The following is a 23,575-nucleotide window of genomic DNA, read 5'->3' on the forward strand; positions in this document are numbered from 1 at the left end:
GTGCCCAGGGGGGAGGCGGGGGCGTTGCGGACTACGGTCAGGACTTGGCTCACGTATGGGTTCCTTTGGTTCATGCAGGGACTGCGCAGCACTATCGCACTGGCCTGATGGCGGGCCATATAACGGCTGGGACGGGTCGTGGGATGCTGCTGTCGGACAGCTGCAGATTTGCGGTGAGGCTGATGGCCCTATCGCCGGCAAGCCAGCTCCCACAGGTACAGCATTGCTCTCGAGGTTGTCGCTGACCTGTTGGAATTTGAGCAAGACAGTTGCTGCCACAGGTACAGCGCATGGCTTGAGCCCTGTGGAGCCCTTGTGGGAGCTGGCTTGCCGGCGATAGGGTCGGTGCAGGAAAAACCTATCGGTCAGCCAACCGCGACCGGGTCAACAACCCATCCAGCACCACCTCGCACGCCGCGCCCCAGGTGGCGCTCACCGGCTGATGCATCAGCACCTCCAACCCGTCGGCGGTAAAGGTCCCGGGGGTGGCAATGGCCTGCCCAAGGGCCTTGAGCGTGTATCCTGGCTGCTGCCCGGCACTGGCCACGCAGTCCTGCAGGTTGCCCAGCACCAGTGCGCGTGCCTCGGCCGCCGGCAGGCCTTTGTCCATCAGCCACTGTTGCAGGTCGTGCAGCAGGAAGTAGAACCAGCCATTCATGCAGGCTGCCACGGTGGCCAGTTCGAACTCGGGCTCACCCCGCAGGACTACCAGCTTGCCCAGTGGCCCGAGGTATTGCGTGGTCAGCGCATCCGGCGGGCAGACCACCACCGTGGACTGGTTGTACTGCGCGGCATACGACAACATCGCACGCACACAGAGGGCGCCGGGGAAGGCGCTTGCCAGTTGCCCAAGGCTCACCCCGGCAGCCAGTGACACCAGGCGCTTGCCGGGGCGCAGGCGTACTTCGCCTGCCAGTTCGCCCAGCGAATGCGGGCGCACGCCAAGGATCACCAGCTCGGCCTGGTCGACCACCGCCTGGTTGCTCGTCAGTACCTCGCAAGCGTGCTCCCGGGCCAGCAGGGTTGCCCGTTGCGCATTGCGCGGTGACAGCAGGATGGGCCCGTCGAAGCCGCTGCGGCGCAGGCCGATGACCACTTTTTCGGTCAGCTCGCCGACCCCGAGAATGCCCAGCCTATGCATAGTGCCTCCTTGTCAGCTTTCCAGGCCGGCGCGGCGCTGGCCCCAGTGCAGGTTGAGGTTGACGCCCACGCTCAGCAGCGGCTCCGGCGGGTTGCGGTTGGGGCCTGCCGAGCCGAGCAGAAAGTCGATCAGTTCGTCGTGCTCGCCGCTCAGCCAGTCGGCCAGCAGGGTGCCGGTGGCGGTGCCACGGGTAATGCCCAGGCCGTTGCAGCACAGCGCCGCATGCACGTTGGGGGCAAGGGTGCCAAAGTGCGAAAGGTGGTTGCGCGACAGGCACATCGAGCCGCCCCAGGTGTATTCGAATGGCATGCCCGACAACATCGGGAAGCGCCGCTCGAACGACTCGCGATGCTGGCGCCCGGCGCGGGCAATGTGGCGCGGGTTGGCACGGCCGTCGGCGTTGAAGCTGAAGCTGTTGCGTACCAGCAGGCGCTGGTCCGGGGTACGACGCAGGGTGCTGCCGAACGGGTCGGCGGGGATGATGCCCCAGCTGGCCTTGCCGCCCAGGCGCGCCTGTTCTTCCTCGGTCAGCGGGCGGGTCATGCTGGCGTAGGTGAAGATCGGCAGCAGGCGGCCGGGCAGGAAGCCAAAGTGCGAGGCGAAGGCGTTGTTGGTCAGCAGCAGCTGGTCGGCGACGATCTCGCCGTTGGCATGCTTGAGGGTGATGCGCCGGCCCTGCTCGATGTGGGTGATGGTGGTGCGCTCGTGCAGGGTCACGTTACCCGGCAGGCTGTCGGCCAGGCCTTTGGCCAGGGCGGCCGGTTGCAGCAGCTGGGTGCCCGGGGTGTACAGTGCCTTGCGGTAGAACGCGGTGCCGAAGTGCTCGGGCAGGTCGCGGGCGTCGATCATCTGGTAGGGCTGGCCGAGTTTTTCCAGGCCGCTGCGGTACGCCTCGAGCACGGCCAGGCCTTTGTCCTCGACCGCCGCCTGGTACTTGCCGTCCGGGCGGATCTGGCAGTCGATGCCGTGCTGGTTGATCAGCCCGCGCAGGATCGCCTGCGCGCGCAGGTTGAGCTTGAGGTTCATCCGCGCGGTGGGCAGGTCGCCGATGTAGTCGGCGGCACCGATGTCGTGGGGCAGGTCGATGGCGAAGCCGGAGTTGCGCCCCGAGGCGCCGAAGCCAACCTCCTGGGCTTCGACCAGGATCACCTCGTCGTCAGGGTGATGCAGCGCCAGTTGCCGCGCGGCGGCAAGGCCGGTGAAGCCTGCCCCGAGCACCACCCAACGCGCCTCGCTCCGCCCCCGGTGCGCGGCGCGTGGCTGGCGCCCGGGGCTGAGGTGGAACCAGCCGCAACCGTTGTCGTCCGCGGGGGTAGAGGTGTTTCTGTACATGGGATTTTATCCGTGTTGTTTTCTCCACTATGGCATTGGCGTCCGGGTGGGGACTATGACGGGAGGGACGGGGAATAAGATGTTCTGGCTGCCGGCATTGACCCTGTCGGGCCAGGCGTGATCTGCTCGGCCCGATGGCCCAATCATTCAATGGATACTGAAGGATCTCACCCATGCCCGACTACAAGCTGCATTGTTTCGCCGAATCCGGTAACGCCTACAAGGCCGCCCTGATGCTTGAGCTCACAGGCCAGGACTGGCAGCCGGTGTTCGTCGATTTCTTCAATGGCCAGACTCGTGAACAAGCCTGGCGCGACGAAGTGAACGAGCAGGGCGAGGTGCCGGTGCTGGAGCACGCCGGCAAATCCTTCACCCAGTCTGCGCTGATCCTTGACTACCTTGCGGAGAAAACCGGGCAGTTCGGCCCCCGCGACGAAGACGAAAAGCGCGAGATCTGGCGCTGGATGCTGTTCGACAACCACAAGTTCACCAGTTACTACGCGGCGCTGCGCTTTCTTTTCTGCCTGAAGAAAACCGGCGAAACGGACGTGACCCGGTTCCTGCGTGAACGTGCCGTGGCAGCCTACCGTATTGTCGACGCGCACTTGGCGAAGACGCCATTCATGGTCGGTGGCCGGCTGACGATCGCTGACCTGTCGTTGGCCGGGTATGTGTTCATGCCGGAGGACACTGGCATTGCGTTGGCACAGTTCACCCACATCGAGGCATGGAAGGCGCGAATCCAGGCGTTGCCAGGGTGGAAGCACCCGTATGATCTGATGCCCCGCGCGGCCTCCTGAGCAACCCGGCTCGCCAGGCCACGGTGCAGCGGCCTTTGGCGAACCAGCCATTCTGATGACCGGTCGGTGACAAGCGCAGCGGCGTGGCTACGCTCAAAAATCAAGAAACATCCTGAAATATTTGGCCGGCAGGCCCTGAAGGATCTCGTTCAACCGCTGCAGATGGAAGGCCGCGCTGGTTTGCAGGTTGCCCCAAGGGGGGCCGGAAATCACAGGGTGCGTCGTGCAACCCGGTGCTACTCCAAGCGGAGGCTCATCATGCTCAGGAAATGCTTGTTGGCTTTGGCTATCGGTGCAGTGTTGTCGGCTTCGGCCGTGTTGGTGCCTGACTCCATTGGCGGTACCTCCAGCGCGTATGCGAAGGATGGTGGCGGTGGTGGCGGTGGCGGTCACGGTGGTGGTGGCGGAGGCAGCGGCGGTGGTGGTGGCCATGGCGGCGGAGGTGGTGGTAGTGGTGGCGGCGGTGGCCATGGTGGCGGCGGTGGTGGTAGTGGCGGCGGCGGTGGTCATGGCGGTGGAGGTGGTGGTAGCGGCGGCGGTGGCTCGGGTGGTGGCCACGGCGGCAGTGGCAGCGGGCATAGTGGCGATGGTGGTGGGCATGGCGGCCCAGGCCATGATGGCCGCGGGCGCAATGGTGCTGATGATGGCGCCGACCACGAGGCCAACCACGAAGCAAATCATGAAGCCAACCACGAAGCCAACCATGAGGCGAATCACGAAGCGAATCACGACGTGGGCGAGCCCCACGGTGTAGGGCATGGCGCTGATGATGGGGCTGACCATGATGTTGGGGATGATCGCGGAGGCGACCAGAACTAGCAGTTTGGGTGCCTGTGCCGGCCTCTTCGCGGGCACGCCCGCTCCCACAGGTATCGCGCCGCTTTCAAGGTTGGCGCAGCACCTGTGGGAGCGGGCGTGCCCGCGAAGAGGCCCGAACAGGCCATACACCATTCAGATCGACAACCGCACCACCCGGTTATCCAGCACCTGCTGCTCCTGCCCCCGCCGCTTGTTCACCACCAACTCGCCGATCGCAATCAGCCGGGTGCGGGTGATGTTGCGCGACAATCCCAGCAACTGCGCGGTATGCACCTGGTTGTAATGGCAGAACCGATACGCCGACCGCAGCAGAGCATTTTCCACCTTCTCGTACAGGTCACCCGACTGCTCTTCGAACAAGCGGCTGAACGCGCGCTGCAGCAGATCCTCAACACCATTGCCCGCAGGCTCTTCCTCCTGCCGTTCGATACGCAGGTTGGACAAGCGCAGGTCTTGCGCCTGCACCGTACCGTCGCCGCAGGTCAGCAAGCTGTGGTGAATCACGTTCTCCAGCTCGCGGATGTTGCCCGGCCAACTGTATTCCACCAGCTTGGCCTGGGCCTTGGCGCTCAACTCCACCGGCCCGTAGCCCAGCCGGTCGCTGTAGCTGCGGATGAAGTGCCGGGCCAGTGGCAGGATGTCACCCGGGCGGTCGCGCAACGGGTGCAACTGCAAGGTCACCACGTTCAGCCGGTAGTACAGGTCTTCGCGAAAATGCCCGGCGTTAATGGCCTTTTCCAGCTGCACGTTGGTCGCCGCCAGTACCCGCACATTGATCGGGATGCTCTTGCGCGACCCCAGCCGCACCACTTCGCGCTCCTGCAGCACGCGCAGCAGCTTGACCTGGATCGGCAGCGGCAGGTCGCCGATTTCGTCGAGGAACAGCGTGCCGCCGTTGGCTTCCTCGAACCAGCCGGCCTTGGCCGCCAGGGCTCCGGTGAAGGCGCCTTTTTCATGGCCGAACAGCTCCGCCTCGACCAGCGATTCGGAAAAGGCACCGCAGTTGACCGCGACGAACGGGCCGTTGCGCCGGCCGCTGAGGTTGTGGATGTGGCGTGCGACCAGCTCCTTGCCCGTGCCGGTTTCGCCGATGATCAGCACGCTGGCCTCACTGGGGGCGACCTGTTGCAGGTGGGCGAGCAGCGCCTGCGACCTGGGGTCTTCGAAAACCTGTGCGGTGGCCCGGATCGAGGTGGCCAGTGTCGGGGACGGGGGGAGGGTCAGCAGTTGCATGGGCAATCCTCAGGAATAGAAGGATGGGGCAGGGCGCTTGTCGTTGAGGGCCCACTCGCCGAGTTCGTGGATGCGGTAGTCCACCGGGTCGTGCAGGGTTTGCGTGCGCAGGTTGCGCCAGTGCCGGTCGAAGCGCAGCGAAGCATGGGTGGCGCGGGCGCCGGTGACCTCGAACAGGCGGTTGCAGATGTCCAGGCCATGGCGGCTGGCGGCAACCTTGGCGGTGCCGATGGCCAGGGCCAGGTCGCCGCGCTCTTGCGCCGTGAGGGCGTGCTCCCTGGCCCAGGCGGCATCGAGCTGGCGTGCGGCCCGTTCGATCAGCAGGCGCACGCTCTCCAGGCCGACCCAGAACTCGCCGTAATGGCGCAACACGTATGGGTCTTCGGCGCTGCTGGCGGCGCTGGAGCGGAACCACGGCCGGCTTTCCTTGAGCGTGTACTGGCGGGCCTCCTCGAACGCCCCCTCGGCGATGCCGAGGAACAGGTTGGCGAAGTGCAGCTGGGCAATCAGCGGGCGCAGGGCGGCGAACGGCGTGCTCAGGGGGCCTGGGTCGAGCAGCAGTTCGTTGTGCTCCACCCGTACCCGCTCGAAGGTGGCGCTGCCGCTGTCGGTCTGGCGCTGGCCGATGTTGTTCCAGTCACTGTGCAGGCTGATGCCGGTGCGGCCACTGGGGATGGCGGCGATCAGCAGCTTGCCGCCGGCACGTTCGTCCACCGCCGAGGCGATGAGCATTTCCGAATCGCTGGCGCCAGAGCAGAAGCTTTTCTTGCCGGAAAACTCGCACCAGCCATCAAAGTGCTTGACCACGGTGCGGGTGTCCAGCGGGTTCAGGGTATTGCCCCAGAACCACTGCTTGCGGGCGGTCTGCTCGAACCACGGTTGCCATTGGTCCGGGCGCGAGAACAGGCGCACGGTGGCCAGCATCAGGTGATGGAAGCCGAACACGTGGGCGATGGAGCTGTCGACCCGGGCGAACTCGCGCACCACCGCGAAGGTGTCGTGCCAGTTGGCGCCCTGGCCGCCGAAGGCCTGCGGGATCACCAGCGACAGCAGGCCGCTGTCACGCAGGGCGTCGCGCTCGGCTTTTGGCGTGCCGCCGCGCTCGTCGCGCTCGACGGCGGTCTGGGCAAACTGCCCGGCCAGTTCGCGGGCGATGGCCAGGGCAGGGCGCCGGGGGGTGTTCACAGGTGCATTCATGGCCGCTCCTCAGGCGCTCTTGCGCAGCGCATGATGGGCGCCGAACAGCGGCACGGCGCGCTCGGCGGCCAGGCGGATACGGGCGGCAAGGGCTGCGCTGGACACCCGGTAGTCGGCCATTTCCGCCTGGCTGGCGAACACGCCGATGGGCAGGGTCAGGGCTTGCAGGAAGCTGAACAGTGGGCGCAACTGGTGGTCGAGCACCAGCGCGTGGCGTTCGCTGCCGCCGGTGGCTGCGAGCAGCACCGGGGTGTCGACCAGGGCGTCCTGGCCGATCAGGTCGAACAGGTGCTTGAAGTGGCCGGTGAAGCTGCCGCGGTACACCGGCGTGGTCACCACCAGCAGGTCGGCTTTTTCCACCAGGCGCAGTTGCTGTTCAACGGCCTCGGGCAGTTCGCTGCGCCACAGGGCGCTGCCCAGCGGGCGGGCGATCTCGCCCAGTTCGATCAGGTGCGGCTTGATGTGCAGGTGCTGGGCCAGTTCGGCGAGGATCGCCTCGGTCAGGGCCAGGGTGCGCGAAGGGCGGGCAGTGCCGCCGGACAGGGCTACGACGTTCAGTGGGGTGCTCATGGGCAGGTCTCCGGTTCTGGTTGAGCGGGGGACTTTGCTTGAGCAATCGTCGTGCCGAGTTTGAATATTCTTTTATTTCAACTGGTTAGCGCATTTCTGATGGTTGCGGCGTTGTTGCCGTGTGGGCGTTGCCTGTTGATCGTGTGTTGCGCTGCAGACAGTTGGCCGGGTGTTGGCGGCTGTGCAGTTGGGGGATTTATAGAGGATTACGGAATGATAAAAAAGGAATAAGATTTTATATTCTTATTCCCTATTTTGATTTCGATGTGCTGGGGCCGCTTCGCGCCCCATCGCGACACAAGGCCGCTCCCACAGGATTTGCGCTGCCTGTGACACAACACTGAACTTGTGGGAGCGGCCTTGCGTCGCGAAAGGGCTGCGAAGCGGCCCCAGAAGCCTCAAGTGTGCGGCACGCTGCGAGGCACTACCCCACCCGCATACTCCGGCTTCAGATGCCCCTGCTCATCCAGCAGATAGGCATCCATCACCTCCCGCACCACCGGCCCTGCTACCCGCCCACCGGCTTCACCGTTCTCGATCATCACCGCCACCACCACACTCGGGTGATCAGCCGGGGCAAAGCCGACGAACAGGGCATTGTCGCGGTGCCGCTCCAGGGTCTTGTCGCGGTTGTAGCGTTCGCCCTGCCTGATCGCCACCACCTGCGCGGTGCCGCTCTTGCCGGCAATCCGGTATTGCGCACCGGCCGCGGCTGCGCGGGCGATGCCGCGCGGGTCGTGCATGACCATCTGCATGCCCTGGCTGACCTGGTCCCAGGCGTGCCTGTCGTGCAGCACGATATTGGGCATCGGGTTGGGGTCCACCGGCGCATCGCCACCCACGGTCATGGCCAGGTGCGGGCGGTGCCACACGCCCTTGCTCGCCAGCAGGCTGGTGGCCTGGGCCAGCTGCAGCGGGGTGACCTGCATGTAGCCCTGGCCGATGCCCAGGATCAGCGTCTCGCCCGGGAACCAGGCCTGGCGCCGGGTGGCGCGCTTCCACTCGGCCGACGGCATCAGCCCGGACGCCTCCTCGAACATGTCCAGCGAGACCTTCTGGCCCAGGCCGAACTCGGCCATGTAGTCGTGCAGGCGGTCGATGCCCAGCTTGTGCGCCAGGTCATAGAAGTAGGTGTCGTTGGAACGCATGATGGCGGTGTACATATCCACCCAGCCATCGCCGCTGCGGTTCCAGTTGCGGTACTTGTGGTCGTAGTTGGGCAGCTCGTAGTAGCCCGGGTCGAACACCCGGCTGCCCGGGGTGATCACGCCGCTGTCGAGGCCGGCGATGGCCACCTCCGGCTTCACCGTCGAACCGGGCGCATACAGGCCGCGCAGTACGCGGTTGAACAGCGGGCGGTCGATGGAATCGCGCAGGGCGGCGTACTGTTTGAAGCTGATGCCCTTGACGAACAGGTTGGGGTCGAAGCTGGGGTTGCTGACCATCGCCAGCACGTCGCCATTGGCCGGGTCGAGCACCACCACCGAGCCACGGCGGTCGCCCAGGGCCTTTTCCGCGGCCAGTTGCAGGTGGGCGTCCAGGGTCAGGACGATGTCCTGGCCCGGGGTCGGGGCCTTGTGGTTGAGCACACGCATCACCCGGCCCTGGGCGTTGGTCTCGACCTCCTCGTAGCCCACATGACCGTGCAGCTGGCTTTCGTAGAAGTGCTCGATGCCGGTCTTGCCGATCGACTGGGTGCCCCGGTATTCGGTGCTGTCGAGGGTCTTGGCCTCTTTCTCGTTGATGCGCCCCACATAGCCCACCGAGTGGGCGAAATGCTCTGCCAGCGGGTACTCGCGGATGAACTGTGGTTCCACCTCCAGGCCTGGCAGGCGGAACTGGTTCACCGCCACCAGGGCGATCTGCTCCTCGCTCAGGCCGACCATCAGGGTCACCGGCTCGAACGGCTTGCGGCCACGGCGCAGGTCCTTGTCGAACTGCTTGCGGTCGTCCTCGGTCAGGCTCAGCACCTGGGCCAGGGTATCGAGCACCTTGGCCGTGTCGCCGCCGGCCCGCTCGCGGGTCATGGTCAGGTCGAAACTGGGCTTGTTGTCGGCCAGCACCACGCCGTTGCGGTCATAGATCAGCCCGCGCTCGGGGGCGATGGGCAGCACGTGCACGCGGTTGTTTTCCGATACGGCGGTCTGCTGGTCGTGCTGCAGCACCTGCAGCACATAGAGCCGGCCCACCAGGACGGCGACCAGGCTGAAGACCAGGGCGGCGCAGGCCAGAAGCCGGCGGTTGACCAGGTGCTTTTCCTTTTCGTGGTCCTTGAGGGGTATGGGTTGCGGCATCGGGGTTCTGTCTGCTGATGGTGTGGCTGGGTGAGGTGTGAGCGCTGTGGACACGCGCCTGTGGGAGCGGGCGTGCCCGCGAATGGGCCGCGCAGCGGCCCCGGGGGGCGGTGATGCTACGCAAGGTAGTGAGCCCCCTCAAGGTGAAGGCCTGCGGCTGCAGGCGCGAAGATGGCTGTCATGTCCGCAATCAGGGGCTTGCCGACAAAATGAAGATTTGTTCATGGCGACGGTACGGTGATGGAATTTGCCGATGGCACGATGCACGTCTAGTCCAGGAGCACACCCACGACGCGATGAACCTGCTATTCCTAAGAAGACCCCTGAACCCACCAAGGCCCGTCGATGCTGGTCATCGAGCAACTGCACAAATCATTCCCCACCCCCCAGGGCCCGCTCCCTGTGCTGCAGGGTGTCGACCTGCGCCTGGCGCGCGGCAGCAGCCTGGCGCTGATGGGCGAGTCGGGCAGCGGCAAGAGTACCTTGCTGCACCTGGTGGCCGGCCTGGACCGTGCCGACAGTGGCCGCATCCTGATCGACGACACTCCGCTCGACAGCCGTTCCGAGGCGTCGCTGGCGTTGTGGCGGCGAGAGGGCATCGGCCTGGTGTTCCAGCAGTACAACCTGATCAGCAGCCTGGACGTGGGGGCCAATCTTGCGTTCCAGGCCCGACTGGCCGGTCGGCATGATCCCGATTGGCTGGCCTATCTGGCGCAGCGCCTGGGGCTGGCGGATTTGCTGGAGCGTTACCCGGAGCAGTTGTCTGGCGGCCAGCAACAGCGGGTTGCCATCGGCCGCGCCCTGGCCGGGCGCCCGGCCTGGTTGCTGGCCGACGAACCCACCGGCAGCCTCGATGAAACCAGCAGCGATGAGGTGTTGAGCCTGCTGTTGCAGCTGGTCGCCGAGGCTGGCAGTGGGGTGCTGATGGTGACCCACAGCCCGCGGCTGGCGGCGCGCTTGCAGCAGCGTTGTTACCTGCAGGCCGGCCGCGTGCGGCCCGAGCAGGGCGGATGAGGCTTTTATCGCTGGCCCTGCTGGCGCTGCTCAGCCACTGGCGGCGCCATCGCGTGCAGTTTTTCAGCATCTTCACCGGCCTGTGGCTGGCAACGGCGCTGTGGACCGGCGTGCAGGCGCTGAACAGCCAGGCACGCAGCGACTATGCCCGGGCCAGCGCGGTACTGGCCGGGCCGTTGCAGGCGCAACTGGTGCCGCGCCGTGGTGAGCGCTTCGACCAGGCACTGTACGTGCAGTTGCGCAGGCTGGGCTGGGCGGTGACGCCGGTACTGGAAGGGCGCTTGCGCTTTGCTGGTGAGCCAGCGCGCAGCGTGCGGTTGATCGGCATTGAGCCGTTGAGCCTGCCGCCGGCCAGCAGCATCGCCGGTGTGCAGCCCGGAACGTTCGATCTGCAGGCCTTTGTCGGCAAGCCCGGGCAAGCCTGGGTCGGGCCGGACACCTTGCGCCAGCTGCATGCCGGCCCCGGGGCCACAGCACGCGACAGCGAAGGGCAGCTGCTGCCGCCGTTGGTTCTACAGCCAGCGCTGGCCCCAGGGGTGATCGTGGTCGATATCGGCCACGCCCAGGCGTTGCTGCATGCACCCGGGCAGTTGTCGCGCTTGCTGGTGGCTGCCACGCCGGGGCCATTGCCGGCGGATATCGCGCCTTACCTTGAGCTGCAACCCCGACAGGACGATGGCGGCTTGCAGCGGCTGACCGACAGTTTCCACCTCAACCTGACAGCCCTTGGCCTGCTGGCGTTTGTCGTCGGCCTGTTCATTGCCCATGCCGCAATCGGTTTGGCACTGGAACAGCGGCGCGGCCTGATTCGCAACCTGCGCGCCTGTGGCATCAGCCTGCAAACCTTGCTGTGCGCCTTGGTGCTGGAGCTGGGGCTGTTCGCGGTGCTGGGCGGCCTGGCCGGCGTGGCCAGTGGTTACGGGCTGGCCGCGTGGTTGCTGCCCGATGTGGCCGCCAGCTTGCGCGGCCTGTATGGCGCCCAGGTCGCCGGGGCGCTGAGCCTGCCCGCAGGGTGGTGGCTGATGGGCGTGCTGGTGAGCGTGCTGGGGGCGCTGCTGGCGGGTTTGGGCAGTGTACTGCGTGCGGCGCAGTTACCGTTGCTGGCGCTGGCGCAACCTCAGGCATGGCGGTTGGCCCAGGGGCCTTGGTTGCGGCGTCAGGCCCTGGTGGCCGGCCTGTTGCTTTTGCTGGCCCTGGGCTGTGGCGTGCTGGGCGACAGCCTGCCCAGCGCGTTCGGCCTGCTGGCAGGCTTGCTGCTGGCGGCGGCGCTGCTGCTGCCGGCCTTGCTCGACCGGGTGCTGGCCTGGCTGGCGCGCCATTGCCGGCGGCCCTTGTCGCAATGGTTCGTCGCCGACAGCCGCCAGCAATTGCCGGCCCTGAGCCTGGCGTTGATGGCACTGTTGCTGGCGCTGGCGGCCAGTGTCGGGGTGGGCAGCATGACCGAGGGCTTTCGCAAGACCTTTGTCGGCTGGCTTGACCTGCGCCTGTCCGCCGACTTGTATGTCACCCCAAGGGACACCGCCCAGGGCTTGCAGATAGCCGAGTGGCTCGGGCAGCAACCTTCGGTGGAGGTGGTATTGCCCGGCTGGCGTGTGGAAACACAGCTGCAGGGCTGGCCGGTGCAGGTCCAGGGCATCGTCGATCATCCTGTCTATCGCACACGCTGGCCATTGCTGGCGCAGCAAAAGCAGGCCTGGCAACAACTGGCCGCCGGGCAGGCCGTGATGCTCAGTGAACAGCTGGCCAGGCGACTGAAGCTGCAGCTGGGCGATCGCCTGAGGCTGCCTGCAGACACTTCGCCAGCCCTGAGCGTTGTGGGCATCTATGCCGATTACGGCAACCCCAAAGGGCATATGCTGGTCAATGCCGGCTGGCTGCGCGGGCATTGGCCACAGGCAACCCTGACCGGGTTGAGTGTCGATCTGGTGGGCGATCAGGCGTCGGCGCTCGAGGCTGCATTGCAACAGCGCTTCGCCCTGGACGACAGCCGCTTGGTCGAGCAGGCGCGTCTCAAACGCTGGTCGACCGACGTGTTCAACCGCACCTTCGCCGCCACCGCCGCGCTCAACAGCCTCACCCTTGGCGTGGCAGGCGTGGCGCTGTTCATCAACCTGCTGACCCTGGGCCAGACCCGCCTGGGCCAGCTGGCGCCGCTGTGGGCACTGGGCGTGCGGCGCACGCATCTGGTGTGGCTGAGCCTCGGGCAGACACTGTTGCTGAGCAGCCTTACCGTGCTGCTGGCGATTCCGCTGGGTATCCTGCTGGCTTGGTGCCTGGTCGCGGTGGTGAATGTGCAGGCATTCGGCTGGCGTTTGCCGCTCTACGTGTTCCCTGCGCAACTGCTGCACCTGGCCGTGCTGGGCATGTTTACCAGCCTGTTGGCCAGCGCCTGGCCACTGTGGCAGCTGGCGCGTCGCCAGCCGCGCGAACTGTTGAGGCCGTTTGCCGATGAAGCGTAGCGCCTGGCTGTTGCTGTTTGGGTTGCTGGGCGGCTGTGACCAGCCCGCCGAGCAGAGCTATGCCGGGCTCGGGCAGCAGGCGGGTGAATTCAGCCAGGTAAGCCGCGGCCATCGCCTGGAATTTCCGCGTGACCACGGGGCACATGATGGCTTCCGTATCGAATGGTGGTATGTCACCGCCAATCTCCAGGACTTCCAGGGGCGGGACTGGGGTGTGCAGTGGACGCTGTTTCGCTCGGCCCTGCGCCCAGGCCCCGAGACTGCCGGCTGGAACAGCCCGAACCTGTGGATGGGGCACGCGGCGTTGACCGGCCCCGGGGGGCATCGGTCTGGCGAAACCTTGGCGCGCGGGGGGATCGGTCAGGCTGGCGTGCAGGCCCAGCCGTTCCGGGCGTGGATCAATGACTGGTCGTTGCAGGGCAACAGTGGCATCGAGCATCTGCAAATGGTCGCCGGTGGTGACGGCTTTCGCTACGACCTGCAACTGCACAGCGATCGGCCCTTGGTGCTGCACGGGGACCAGGGCTACAGCGAGAAGTCCGGCAAGGGGCAGGCTTCGTACTATTACAGTCAGCCGTTCTATCGGGTGAGTGGGGAAGTGCAGCGTGGCGGCCAGTGCATTGCAGTCACCGGCCAGGCCTGGCTGGACCGGGAATGGAGCAGCCAGCCGCTGGCTGCCGGGCAGACGGGTTGGGACTGGTTTTCCCTGCACCTGGACAGTGGCGCCAGGCTGATGCTGTTCCAGGTGCGCGAAGTGCAGGGGGAGGCGTATCGCGCCGGGACCTGGGTCGGCCCGCAGGGTGAGGTGGTGGCACTGCAGGGTGCGCAGATCCAGCTGCAGGCGCTGGCCTGGGCCCGGCAGAAGAACGGCAAGCAGGTGCCGACGCGATGGCGGGTGCAAGTGCCGGGGCATGGCGTGGATGTGCAGGTCGAGGCTGTGGAGTCGCAGGCCTGGATGGAGACGCGGTTCCCGTACTGGGAGGGGCCAGTGCGCTTGACCGGGAGTGCGGGTGGGCGTGGGTATCTGGAGATGACAGGCTACTAGCACCTCATATCCCGGCCATGAGCCCAGCCCTTTGGACTGCGCTGTTGCACAGGGAGCTATGCTCGAGAGCGTGTCATATTACCTGTGGGAGCGGGCGTGCCCGCGAAGAGCCCAACACGGTGCATGGCACTGTCTGCTGGCCGGCTTGTTCATATATCGGGCATGACGCGGTCCCGTGTAGGAGCGGCCTTGTGTCGCGAAATGGCCGCAAAGCGGCCCAGGCAATGCTGTGGTGATGCGAAGATCCTGGGGGCAGTCCAGGGAATCGCGCCAACTTTTGGAATTTGAACAAGGCAGTTGCTCCCACAGGTACTGCACAAGGCTTGAGGCCGATGCAGTCGAGGTGGGAGCTGGCTTGCCGGCGATGGGCCGCAACGCGGCCCCAGGTTTTCAATCTTTGATCAACCCTCGCAACACCGCTCGCGCTTCCTCTGTGCGCAAGCACTCGATGAACAACCGGCTTTCCCGCGCCACTGTCGCCTCAAGCTCGGCCCGTTGGCCGTCCTTGAGCAGCCGCTTGCTGATGCGCAGCGCCGCCTGCGGGTAGCCTTGCAGCTGCCGCGCCAGGCGTCGGGCAGCTGCCAGGCACTGTTCACCGTCTTCATGCAGTTCATTGGCCAGCCCCCAGGCCACCATCCGTTCGCCATCAAACAACTCGTTTGCCAGCAGCAGGCGAGCCGCCCGGGCATGGCCAAGCAAGCGCGGCAGCAGCAGGCTGGAACCAAACTCCGGGCACACGCCCAACGGCGCGAAAGGGATGCGCAGCTTGGTCGTACGGCTGACCAGCACCTGGTCGCAATGCAACAGCAAGGTGGCACCAATACCGATCGCCGCACCACTGACCGCGGCAATCAGCGGTTTGTCCAGGCCCATCACCACCCGCATCAGGCGGAACACCGGGCTGTCCAGGTCGACTGGCGGGTTGTCGAGGAAGTCGCGCAAGTCATTGCCGGCGCTGAAGCACTGCGGCCCACCGGTGATGATGATGGCTTCGACATCAGGGTCTTCACCTGCCGCCAGCAGCAGGTCGCTCAGCTGTTGGTACATGGCGGTGTTCAAGGCGTTGAGCTTGTCGGGGCGGTTGAAGGCCAGGGTCAGCAGGCCCTGGTCCAGGTCACGTGTGATCAGGTCGTTCATGGCAGCCGCTTTTGTTGTTGTGGGCATCGGTGCCAAGGGTTTATCACGCAGTCCGGCTTGTTGTACAGTCGTTCAGTCCAGCCCCTAGCCCGAGAGCCGACGATGAACCAGGAAGCCCGCTACCACCGCATGCTGCCGGAATTGCGCAAAGCCAACCTGGTCGAGGCGACCCTGGTATGCCTCAAGCGCCATGGCTTCCAGGGCGCGTCGATCCGCAAGATTTCGGCCGAGGCCGGGGTCTCGGTCGGGTTGATCAGCCATCACTACGCCGGCAAGGATGAGCTGGTGGCCGAAGCCTACATGGCAGTCACCGGCCGGGTGATGGGCCTGCTGCGCGAGGCCATGGCCCAGGCCGCGCCCAATGCCCGCGAGCGGTTGTCGGCGTTCTTCCGCGCCTCGTTCTGCGCCGAGCTGCTCGACCCGCAATTGCTCGACGCCTGGCTGGCGTTCTGGGGCGCGGTGAAGACCGCCGATGCGATCAACCAGGTGCATGACCATTCCTATGGCGAATACCGCAATGAACTGAGCGGGCTGCTGGCCACGCTGGCCGGGGAGGAGGGCTGGCAGGGCTTCGATGCCGACCTGGCGGCCATCAGCCTGAGCGCCTTGCTCGATGGCCTGTGGCTGGAGTCGGGGCTCAACCCCGGTACCTTCACCCCCGAGCAGGGCGTGCTGATCTGCGAGGCCTGGGTCGATGGCCTGCAGGCCGGTGGCCGGCGTCGCTTCAGCCTGCCGGAGGGCTGTTGATCGCCTGTTCAGTAACGAGTAGGCTGCTGTCGCGAGTGTGTAGAACAAACCAATAAAAAAAGAGACGACACGCAATGACGCCTCGGGTATTGATCGTCGATGACGATCCGCTTATTCGTGACTTGCTGCAGGCCTATCTGTCCCAGGAAGGCTATGACGTGCACTGCGCCGACACCGCGGAAAAGGCCGAAGCCCTGCTCGGCAGCCAGGATGTCGACCTGGTGCTGCTGGACATCCGCCTGCCCGGCAAGGACGGCCTCACCCTGACCCGCGAGCTGCGGGTACGTTCGGAGGTCGGCATCATCCTCATCACCGGCCGCAACGACGACATCGACCGTATCGTCGGCCTGGAATGCGGCGCCGACGACTACGTGATCAAGCCGCTCAACCCCCGCGAACTGGTATCCCGCGCCAAGAACCTGATCCGTCGCGTGCGCCATGCCCGCGAGGTGCACCCGGCGCCGGCCTGCGCGCAATCGCTGAAGCAGTTCGCCGACTGGGCGCTGGACACCGACCGCCGGCGCCTGATCGACGCCCGTGGCGGGCAAACCCTGCTGACCCATGGCGAGTTCCAGTTGCTCAGCGTGTTCCTGCGCAACAGCGGCCACACGCTCAGCCGCGACCAGTTGATGGACCAGATCCGCAACCGCGAGTGGGTGCCCAACGACCGCTCCATCGACGTGCTGGTCGGCCGCCTGCGGCGCAAGCTGCACGACGACCCGGCCGAGCCCCAGCTGATCATCACCATCCACGGCACCGGCTACCTGTTCACCGCCAGCGTGGCGGCATGACCCGCAGCGCCTGGGTGCTGGCCTTGGCATTGTTCGCCGTGCAAGCCAGTGCAAGGCAGCCGGTGCGCTATTGCGACTACCCGGTGTACCCGCCGATTTCCTGGAGTGACGGCCACCAGGTGCGTGGCCTGGCCCCCACCGTGGTGCGAGAGCTGTTCGCGCGCATGGGCTACGAAGTGCAGACCGTGGTGCTGGGCAACTGGAAGCGCTGCCTGATGGACGCCGCCGCCGGGCGGGTGGACGTGGTGCTGGCCTACAACAGCGACCAGCGTGACCAACGCATGCGCTTTTCCACGGTGCCGGTGGTGCGTGAGGAAGTGGCGGTGTTCTACAACCGCCTGCGGCCAGTGCAGTTCCAGCGCCTGGAGGACCTGGCCAGCTACCGCGGCGGCCTGTTGTACGGCGAAAGCTACGGCGCCGATTTCGACCGCTTCGTCGCCCGCCACCAGAACATCGAACGGGTGTCGTCCAGCCAGCAGAACTTCGGCAAGCTGATCCGTGGGCGCATCGACTACCTGATCCAGGAGCGGCGCACCGGCCAGCTGTTCATCGAAAACCTGCCCGGGGCGCAGGACATCCGCGTATTGCCCACGGCCCTGAGCGTGGACTACCTGCGCGTTGCGATATCACGGCAATCGCCCTTGAGCCAGCATATGGACGAAATCGACGCGCAGTTGCTGCGCATGAACCAGGCCGGCGAGATCGAGCGCTGGCTGGAGCAGAGCGAAGTGACCTACCGCGACATGGTCAACCTGCCGGCGGACGCCCGATGATCCGCCTGCGCACCGATGGCTTGCTGCGCCGCCTGCTGCTGTTCATCCTGCTGTTCAGCCTGTGCTTCACCGTGCTGGCCAGCTCGGTGCAGCTGTACTTCGAATACCGCCGCGAGATGCGCGATATCGAGGCGCGCATGGCGTTGATCCGCGCCGGTTACCTGGCCAGCCTGGAGCGCAGCCTGTGGGACCTGGACGAGGCACAGCTGGACGCACAACTGCGCGGCCTGGTGGACTTTTCCGATGTCGCCCGGGTGCGCCTGGTCAGCGACGATTTCCAGCTGCTGCGCGGCGCCGCCGAGCCCAAGGGGCCGCTGCGCATCGAACGCTTCCCCCTCGATTACCAGCCGCCCTCGGGGCCGGCCAGGCACCTGGGCGAGCTGGAAGTGAGCATCGACCTGGGCGCGGTGCACAGGCGCCTGTATGCCACTGGCCTTGCCAGCCTGCTGTGGATGGGCGTGTTCCTGTGTGGCCTGGCGGTGGCGCTGTCGGGGCTGTTCTACCGCCTGGTCACCCGCCACCTGCAAGTGATGGCCGAGTTCGCCCGGCGTATTGGTGCCGGCCAGTGGCAGGAACCTTTGCGCCTGGGGCGCCGGCCGTCGACGCGCCCGGACGAGATCGACACCGTGGCCAATGCCCTCGATGACATGCGCCGCGCCATCCTCAGTGACATCGAGCGCCGCGAGCGCGACCGCCTGGCGTTGCAGGACAAGCGCGACGAACTGCAGGCCATGGTCGAGCGGCGCACGGCCAGCCTGGCCCGGGCCAAGGACGAGGCCGAAGCCGCCAACCTGGCCAAGTCACGCTTCCTGGCGACCATGAGCCATGAGCTGCGCACACCGCTCAACGGCATTCTCGGCATGGCCGAGCTGCTGCGCGGCGGCCGGCTGGAGGCGGCCGACCGCCAGCGCGTCGAGGCCTTGTACAAGGCTGGCGAGGGGCTGCTGGCGATTCTCAACGAAGTGCTGTATTTCGCCCGGCTCGAGGAGGGCGAAAGCCGCGCCGAGCTGGTCGGTTTTTCGCTACGCCAGTTGTGCCAGGAAGTGCTGGCGCTGCTCGAACCCATGGCCAGGGACAATGGCGACGCCCTGCAGCTGGACATCGACGAGCAATTGGCCGAGTACCAGCACGGTGCCGAACAGTACCTGCGCCAGGTGCTCAGCAACCTGCTGGCCAACGCCATCAAGTTCACCGAACACGGCCAGGTGCGGCTTGCGGTGCAGGTACTGGCCAGTGACCAGGGCTCGCAGCGCGTGCGGGTGTCGGTCAGCGACAATGGCATCGGCATCGAGCCGGCTGTGCAGGCCAGGGTCTTCGACCGCTTCGTCCAGGCCAGCGAGGCGGTGGCCCGGCGCTACGGCGGCACCGGCCTGGGCCTGGCGATCTGCAAGCACCTGGTGGAAAAACTGGGGGGCTGCATTGGCCTGGACAGCGTGCAAGGGCAGGGCAGTTGCTTCTGGTTCGAACTCGACATGGCTCGCGGGCAGCCAGTGCAGGCCAACTCACCAGCCCCTTCGCCCCTGGCCAGCCTGGATATCCTGGTAGTCGAGGACGTGGCATTGAACCGCGAGGTGGCCGGTGGGTTGCTGCTGCGCGATGGCCACCGGGTGAGCTTTGCCGAGGACGCCGGGCAAGCCCTGCAGGCCTGCGCACAGCGGCGCTTCGACCTGATCCTGCTCGATGTGCACCTGCCCGGCATGAGCGGGGTGGAACTGTGCCGGCAACTGCGTGCCACGCCCGGGCCGAACCGCCACAGCCGGATCCTGGCACTGACGGCTGGCGTGCAACCGGGGCAAGTGCCAGGGTACCTGGATGCCGGCATGCAGGGAGTGCTGGCCAAGCCCCTGCGGCTGGACAACCTGCGCCGGGCGCTGGCCGAAGCGGCGCCCGCTGAAGTGGCGGGCGTCGACGCGACAATGGACTGGTCATTGCTGGACACCCACCGCTCGCTGCTGGGTGAACAGAAGCTGCAAGGCCTGTTGAAGGTGCTGCGCCAGTCGCTGGAGCAGCACGCCACCGCGTTGGCCGAGGCGCTGCCGGCCCAGGACTTTACCGAAGTGCTGCACCTGGCCCACCGCCTGGCCGGCAGTTGCGACTCCCTGGGTTTTTCTGGCCTGGCTGCGTTGTTGCGACGCCTTGAGGACGCTGCCCGGCAGCATGACGAACAGGCATTGAAAGCGCTCGGCGCGCCGCTGGCCACCGAGCTTGCCCAGGCCCGCGCCACCCTGGAACAGTTGATCCAGAGCTGACGTACAAAAAACTTACGACTTTTTACATCTTCGATCCGTTCGTACAACGGCACCTTACATCCGTTTCCAATAATCCATGGCAACCGTGTTGCACGCGGTCCATGAGGCTTATTGGAGACAAGAATAATGACATGCCGTAGCGCTCAGCCCCTCCTTCCTACCACACCGCGCGGCACCCCCGCGCGGCCTGGCACCAGCCGCAAAGGCGAGGTGCGCCATGACTGACAACCGCGAAAAGATCCAGCTCACCCGCGCGCTGAAAAGCCGGCACATCTTCATGCTCTCGCTGGGCGGGGTGATCGGCACCGGGCTGTTCATGGGCTCGGGCGTGACCATCAACCAGGGCGGCCCGATAGGCGCGATCCTGGCCTACCTGGTCGCGGGTTTGCTGATGTACCTGGTGATGGTCTGCCTAGGCGAGCTGTCGGTGCAGATGCCGGTGTCCGGTTCGTTCCAGGCCCACGCCACCAAGTTCATCGGCCCGGCCACCGGCTTCATGATCGGCTGGGTGTACTGGATGAGCTGGGCCACCACCGTGGGCCTGGAGTTCACCGCCGCCGGCATGCTGATGACCCGCTGGTTCCCGGAGGTGCCGATCTGGTATTGGTCGGCGCTGTTCGTGGTCGTGCTGTTCGGCCTCAACGCCCTGGCCACCCGTGCCTTCGGCGAGGCGGAGTACTGGTTCTCGGGGATCAAGGTGGCGACCATCCTCGGCTTCATCATCATCGGCCTGCTGGTGATCTTCGGCGCCATCCCGCTGAGCAGCGGGGCGCCGGCACCGATGCTGGACAACCTGGTGGGCGAGTCGCTGTTCCCCCATGGCCTGTCGGCGGTGTTCGCGGTGATGATGACCGTGGTCTATGCCTTCCAGGGCTGTGAAATCATGGGGGTGGCGGCCGGCGAGACCGAGCACCCGGAAAAGAGCATCCCACGGGCCGTGCGCAACGTGGTGTTCCGCGTGCTGATCTTCTACGTGCTGGCGATTGCCGTGCTCTCGGCCATCGTGCCGTTCGAGCAGGCCGGGCTGATGGAAAGCCCGTTCGTGCAGGTGTTCGACATGGTCGGTATTCCCTTTGCCGCCGACCTGATGAACTTCGTCATCCTCACCGCCATCCTCTCGGTGGGCAACTCCGGGCTGTATGCCTCCACGCGCATCCTCTGGGCCATGTCGAAGAGCGGCATGGCGCCGAAAAGCCTGTCGCCACTGAGCAAGCGTGGCGTGCCGTTGCGGGCGCTGAGCATCACCCTGTGCTTTGCGCTGATCTCGCTGATGACCAGTTTCATTGCCGCCGACACCCTGTTCATGGTGTTGATGGCGGTGAGTGGCATGTCCGGCACCGTGACCTGGATCGTCATCGCCCTGGCGCAGTACCGCTTCCGCAAAGTTTACCTGCGTGACGGTGGGCAACTGCAGGACCTGAAGTACAAGGCGCCGCTGTACCCGCTGGTGCCGCTGCTGTGTATCACCCTGTGCAGCTCGCTGTTCGTGTTCCTGGCGCTGGATGAAACCCAGCGGCCGTCGTTGTACTGGGGCTTTGGCTTCATTGCCCTGTGCTACGCGGCGTACTTCTTCGTCAACCGCCGTCGGCAGGGGGCTTTCGAGCCGAGCGTGCCAGGGGTTTGATTCGGGTGTTGGGCTGAAGATTGCCGGGGCCGCTTTGCGGCCCATCGCGACACAAGGCCGCTCCTACAAGAGATCGCGCGAGGCCGGGCCTATGCGCGATTCCCCTGTAGGAGCGGCCTTGTGTCGCGATGGGGCGCAAAGCGCCCCCAGCAATCCGTCAGTTGTACAAAGTTGTAACATCCACCTCCTACCTCAATCTTGATACAACAAATAAAAATAATAAAAACAACGACATATATCGTTTTTAGGCGTTGTTACAGCCCAATCCCCACCCAATTGCCGCCTTGTTGAACACTCGTTTAGTATCTCCCTCATCAAGCCCTCTCAAACCATCACAACAACACCGAGGCCCCCCATGACCACCCCGTCGTCGTCACTGTTGAGCAAGGTCGAAGCCGGCGTTGCCTGGATCACCCTCAACCGCCCCGAGCAGCGCAACGCGCTGGACATCCCCACCCTCAAGCAACTGCACGCCCTGCTGGAAACCTGCAACAGCGACCCGACCGTGCGCGTGGTGGTGCTGACCGGCAGCGGGCGCAGCTTCTGCGCCGGTGCCGACCTGGCCGAATGGGCCGCGGCCGAGGCCCAGGGCACCCTGGAAAGCTACGGCTGGACCGAAACCGCCCACGCCCTGATGTTGCGCCTGCACAGCCTCGACAAGCCCACCATCGCTGCCATCAACGGCACCGCCGTGGGCGGTGGCATGGACCTCAGCCTGTGCTGCGACCTGCGCATCGCCGCGGCCTCGGCGCGCTTCAAGGCCGGCTACACCAGCATGGGTTACAGCCCCGACGCCGGTGCCAGCTGGCACCTGCCACGGCTGATCGGCAGCGAGCAGGCCAAGCGTCTGTTGTTCCTCGATGAACTGTGGGGTGCCGAGCGTGCCCTGGCGGCCGGGCTGGTCAGCGAAGTCTGTGCCGACGAGCAGCTGCCCGCCGTGGCCGCCGAGCTGGCCGGGCGCCTGGCCAATGGCCCTACCTTCGCCTACGCGCAGACCAAGCGGCTGATCCGCGACGGCGCCCGGCGCACCCTGGCCGAGCAGCTGGAGGCCGAGCGCCAGGCCGGCCTGCTGTGCGGCCGCAGCCAGGACGGTGCCGAGGCGCTGCAAGCCTCGGTGGAACGCCGCGCCCCCCGTTTCACTGGCCAGTAACCCGATAACCGACCCTCACCAGGACCTTCGCAGATGAATTTCCAACTGACCCAAGAACAAGAAATGTTGGTGGAAGCGGTACGCAGCTTTGTCGCCAAGGAGCTGCTGCCCCATGAGGAGGCAGTGGACCGCGCCGATGCCGTGTCGCCCGAGCTGGCTGCGCAGATCCGCGGCAAGGCCATCGCCGCCGGGTTCTATGCCTTCAACATGCCCGAGGAGGTCGGCGGCGGTGGCCTGGACTATCTGTCCCAGGCGCTTATCGAGCGCGAACTGTCCAAGGTGTCCTGGGCCCTGCACGTGTTCGTCGCGCGGCCATCGAAAATCCTCATGGCCTGCAAGGACGAGCAGATCAACGACTACCTGTTGCCCTGCGTGCAGGGCGAGAAGATCGACTGCTTCGCCCTCACCGAGCCGGGCGCCGGCTCCGATGCCAACGCCATCAAGACCCGTGCCGTGCGCCAGGGTGACGACTTCGTCATCAACGGCAGCAAGCACTTCATCAGCCATGCCGGCCACGCCGATTTCGCCATCGTCTTCGCCGTCACCGATACCTACGAGCACAACGGGCGCAAGCGCAATGCGGTAACCGCCTTCCTGGTCGACCGGGGCACGCCGGGCATGACCATCCGCCGTGGCCCCAAGTGCGTGAGCAACCGTGGCTACCACACCTACGAGCTGTTCTTCGACGACTGCCGGGTGCCGGCCAGCAAGGTGCTGGGCGAGGTCGGCAAGGGCTGGGAGGTGGCCAACGCCTGGCTCACCGCCGGCCGGGTGATGGTCGCCGCCAACTGCGTGGGCCAGGCCCAGCGTGCCCTCGACCTGTCGCTGCAATGGGCCGCCGACCGCAAGCAGTTCGGCCAGGCCATCGGCAGCTACCAGGGCGTGTCGTTCAAGCTCGCCGACATGGCCATGCAGATTCGCGCTGCGGAAATGCTCACCCTGCACACCGCCTGGAAGATGGACCAGGGCAGCATGACCGACGGCGAGGCCGGCATGGCCAAGCTGTTCGCCAGCGAGGTGCTGGGCAAGGTTGCCGACGAAGCCGTGCAGATATTCGGCGGCATGGGCCTGATGGATGAAGGCCCGGTCGAGCGCATCTGGCGCAACGCACGCATCGAGCGCATCTGGGAAGGCACCTCGGAAATCCAGCGGCACATCATCGCCCGCGAACTGCTGCGCCCGCTGCTGCGCTGAGCGCCA

Annotated in this window: 19 protein-coding genes; 11 read left to right on the plus strand and 8 right to left on the minus strand. The window is 65.9% G+C overall.

The window, feature by feature from the left end; genetic code table 11:
- Window positions 1–358: 358 nt before the first annotated feature.
- Together CAG44_RS18755 and CAG44_RS18760 are read right to left on the minus strand one after the other, a co-directional pair.
- The gene (locus CAG44_RS18755) at window positions 359–1,141 is read right to left on the minus strand and encodes an NAD(P)-binding domain-containing protein (protein ID WP_085692751.1); all 783 of its coding nucleotides are present in this window, start codon (window positions 1,139–1,141) and stop codon (window positions 359–361) included.
- A 12-nt stretch (window positions 1,142–1,153) separates the two neighbouring features.
- Window positions 1,154–2,473, minus strand: a complete 1,320-nt coding sequence (locus CAG44_RS18760) for an FAD-binding oxidoreductase (RefSeq protein ID WP_085591061.1) — start codon at window positions 2,471–2,473, stop codon at window positions 1,154–1,156.
- 173 nt (window positions 2,474–2,646) lie between these two features.
- On the opposite strand from CAG44_RS18760, the gene CAG44_RS18765 reads away from it, so the two are divergent.
- Window positions 2,647–3,273: a glutathione S-transferase family protein gene (locus CAG44_RS18765; RefSeq protein WP_025338720.1), complete on the plus strand. Its 627-nt coding sequence runs from the start codon at window positions 2,647–2,649 to the stop codon at window positions 3,271–3,273.
- A gap of 93 nt (window positions 3,274–3,366) precedes the next feature.
- Here the strand turns inward: CAG44_RS18765 and CAG44_RS29355 are convergent, their stop codons facing one another.
- From CAG44_RS29355 to mrdA, 5 genes are all read right to left on the minus strand, one after another.
- A complete protein-coding gene (locus CAG44_RS29355; protein ID WP_218191922.1) occupies window positions 3,367–4,128 on the minus strand; it encodes a hypothetical protein in 762 nt (253 codons plus the stop codon).
- 96 nt (window positions 4,129–4,224) lie between these two features.
- Window positions 4,225–5,325: a sigma54-dependent transcriptional activator SfnR gene (gene sfnR / locus CAG44_RS18775; protein WP_025338722.1), complete on the minus strand. Its 1,101-nt coding sequence runs from the start codon at window positions 5,323–5,325 to the stop codon at window positions 4,225–4,227.
- 9 nt (window positions 5,326–5,334) lie between these two features.
- A complete protein-coding gene (locus CAG44_RS18780; RefSeq protein ID WP_085692752.1) occupies window positions 5,335–6,522 on the minus strand; it encodes an acyl-CoA dehydrogenase family protein in 1,188 nt (395 codons plus the stop codon).
- A 9-nt stretch (window positions 6,523–6,531) separates the two neighbouring features.
- Entirely contained in the window at window positions 6,532–7,092 is a 561-nt protein-coding gene (gene msuE, locus CAG44_RS18785) for an FMN reductase (protein ID WP_025338724.1), read from the minus strand.
- Between the two features lie 398 nt (window positions 7,093–7,490).
- A complete protein-coding gene (mrdA, locus tag CAG44_RS18790) occupies window positions 7,491–9,386 on the minus strand; it encodes a penicillin-binding protein 2 (protein WP_085692753.1) in 1,896 nt (631 codons plus the stop codon).
- A 345-nt stretch (window positions 9,387–9,731) separates the two neighbouring features.
- Here mrdA and CAG44_RS18795 point away from each other — a divergent pair, with 345 nt between their 5' ends.
- From CAG44_RS18795 to CAG44_RS18805, 3 genes are read left to right on the plus strand one after another with little or no spacing between them, the layout of a single operon-like run.
- The gene (locus tag CAG44_RS18795; protein ID WP_085692754.1) at window positions 9,732–10,400 is read left to right on the plus strand and encodes an ABC transporter ATP-binding protein; all 669 of its coding nucleotides are present in this window, start codon (window positions 9,732–9,734) and stop codon (window positions 10,398–10,400) included.
- Complete coding sequence (locus tag CAG44_RS18800) at window positions 10,397–12,859, plus strand: ABC transporter permease (protein WP_085692755.1); 2,463 nt, start codon at window positions 10,397–10,399, stop codon at window positions 12,857–12,859. The genes CAG44_RS18795 and CAG44_RS18800 overlap by 4 nt, the downstream gene beginning before the upstream one ends.
- Window positions 12,849–13,904, plus strand: coding sequence for a lipocalin-like domain-containing protein (locus CAG44_RS18805; RefSeq protein WP_085692756.1), 1,056 nt, complete (start codon window positions 12,849–12,851; stop codon window positions 13,902–13,904). Before CAG44_RS18800 ends, CAG44_RS18805 begins: the two co-directional genes overlap by 11 nt.
- A gap of 390 nt (window positions 13,905–14,294) precedes the next feature.
- Here the strand turns inward: CAG44_RS18805 and CAG44_RS18810 are convergent, their stop codons facing one another.
- Window positions 14,295–15,041, minus strand: a complete 747-nt coding sequence (locus CAG44_RS18810; protein WP_085692757.1) for an enoyl-CoA hydratase — start codon at window positions 15,039–15,041, stop codon at window positions 14,295–14,297.
- A 102-nt stretch (window positions 15,042–15,143) separates the two neighbouring features.
- Between CAG44_RS18810 and CAG44_RS18815 the strand changes: the two genes are divergently transcribed.
- The 7 genes from CAG44_RS18815 (at window position 15,144) to CAG44_RS18845 (ending at window position 23,569) form a co-directional block, all read left to right on the plus strand.
- On the plus strand, window positions 15,144–15,788 hold the full coding sequence (locus tag CAG44_RS18815; protein ID WP_015270774.1) for a TetR family transcriptional regulator C-terminal domain-containing protein: 645 nt from the start codon (window positions 15,144–15,146) through the stop codon (window positions 15,786–15,788).
- Between the two features lie 74 nt (window positions 15,789–15,862).
- Window positions 15,863–16,579, plus strand: coding sequence for a response regulator (locus CAG44_RS18820; protein WP_012271826.1), 717 nt, complete (start codon window positions 15,863–15,865; stop codon window positions 16,577–16,579).
- Window positions 16,576–17,352, plus strand: a complete 777-nt coding sequence (locus CAG44_RS18825) for an ABC transporter substrate-binding protein (protein ID WP_085692758.1) — start codon at window positions 16,576–16,578, stop codon at window positions 17,350–17,352. The genes CAG44_RS18820 and CAG44_RS18825 overlap by 4 nt, the downstream gene beginning before the upstream one ends.
- The gene (locus CAG44_RS18830) at window positions 17,349–19,601 is read left to right on the plus strand and encodes an ATP-binding protein (protein WP_085692759.1); all 2,253 of its coding nucleotides are present in this window, start codon (window positions 17,349–17,351) and stop codon (window positions 19,599–19,601) included. Before CAG44_RS18825 ends, CAG44_RS18830 begins: the two co-directional genes overlap by 4 nt.
- A 217-nt stretch (window positions 19,602–19,818) precedes the next feature.
- Entirely contained in the window at window positions 19,819–21,225 is a 1,407-nt protein-coding gene (locus CAG44_RS18835) for an amino acid permease (RefSeq protein WP_085593068.1), read from the plus strand.
- A gap of 355 nt (window positions 21,226–21,580) precedes the next feature.
- On the plus strand, window positions 21,581–22,375 hold the full coding sequence (locus CAG44_RS18840) for an enoyl-CoA hydratase/isomerase family protein (protein WP_013973080.1): 795 nt from the start codon (window positions 21,581–21,583) through the stop codon (window positions 22,373–22,375).
- Between the two features lie 33 nt (window positions 22,376–22,408).
- Complete coding sequence (locus CAG44_RS18845) at window positions 22,409–23,569, plus strand: acyl-CoA dehydrogenase family protein (protein ID WP_085692760.1); 1,161 nt, start codon at window positions 22,409–22,411, stop codon at window positions 23,567–23,569.
- Window positions 23,570–23,575: the final 6 nt, after the last annotated feature.

It is taken from the genome of Pseudomonas sp. B13(2017) (genome assembly GCF_002113245.1).
GTDB classification, from domain to species: domain Bacteria; phylum Pseudomonadota; class Gammaproteobacteria; order Pseudomonadales; family Pseudomonadaceae; genus Aquipseudomonas; species Aquipseudomonas putida_Z.